Origin of the sequence: Paraburkholderia franconis (assembly GCF_009362735.1) — a bacterium.
Lineage (GTDB): Bacteria > Pseudomonadota > Gammaproteobacteria > Burkholderiales > Burkholderiaceae > Paraburkholderia > Paraburkholderia franconis.
Map to the genome: position 1 here is coordinate 1 of NZ_WHNP01000229.1, position 1129 is coordinate 1129.

At 61.3% G+C, this 1129-nt stretch carries 1 protein-coding gene; it reads right to left on the bottom strand.

Features of this window, described 5'->3' with window-relative positions; genetic code table 11:
- The coding region (locus tag GCT13_RS47830) for an IS256 family transposase (RefSeq protein WP_152768448.1) at positions 1–1103 on the bottom strand (1103 nt) is incomplete at its 3' end.
- Between the last annotated feature and the right edge of the window lie 26 nt (positions 1104–1129).

The window sequence follows — 1129 nt, forward strand, 5'->3', positions numbered from 1 at the left end:
GTTTTTTCCGCTTCCTCGATTAGCTTGAATGCCAGACCGAGGAAGGTCGGTCGCGACACGCAGTTGCGCGTACGCGTAGTACGGTGGCGCACCGTCGCGAACGTCGACTCGATCGCGTTTGTTGTGCGCAGGTGCTGCCAGTGTTCGGCCGGGAAGTCGTAGAAAGCCAGCAGGCTCTCCCGATCCTTCTTTAACGTTTCCGTGGCCTTCGGATATTTCGCCGCGTAGACCGTCACGAAACGATCAAACGCCGCATACGCGTCGGCTCGCGTGGCGGCCATCCAGATGGCCTGCAGATCTGCTTTGGCTTTGCCCTGCTGTGACTTCGGCAGCGCGTTCAGGACGTTGCCCATCTTGTGGAACCAGCAGCGCTGGCCGCGCGTCGTGGGAAACACTTCTTCCAACGCGGCCCAGAAGCCCATCGCGCCATCGCCGACTGCCAGGAGCGGACCTGCCTGCAAGCCACGCGATTTCAGATCGAGCAGCAACTCCTGCCAGGATGCCTTCGATTCGCGATAACCGTCACCGATTGCGACTCGTTCCTTGCGCCCATCGGGCCTCACGCCGATGATCACCAGCAGGCACTGGCCGTCTGAGTTCTCGCTGCGCAGCCCGGTGTGAATGCCGTCGACCCACCAATAGACATACCGCGACTTCGACAGGTCACGCTGGCTCCAACTGGCGTGCTCATCGGCCCATTGCGCCTTCAGACGGCTCACCACATTGGCCGACAAGCCTTTGGCGTCCTCACCCAGCAGCACGCTCAGCGCTTCGCTCATGTCGCCCGTCGAGATGCCTTTCAGATAAAGCCACGGCAGCGCGGCACTCACGCGCGGCGACTTCCGCACATACGGCGGCACAATCGAGGAATTGAACTTCACACCGGATCCTGATCGATCGCGAACCTTGGGGACCTTCACTGGAATCGGCCCGGCTGCCGTCAACACTTCTCGCTCCGGCAGATAGCCGTTGCGTACCACCGCGCGTTGTCCATGCAAGGTCTTGACGTTCTCGAATCGCTCCAGCAGCGCCGACAGCTCCGCTTCGATTGCCTGCTGAATCACTTGCCGCGCTCCGTGTCGCACCAATTCGTCCAGGCCCAGACCGACTTCCGATAGACCGACAACTG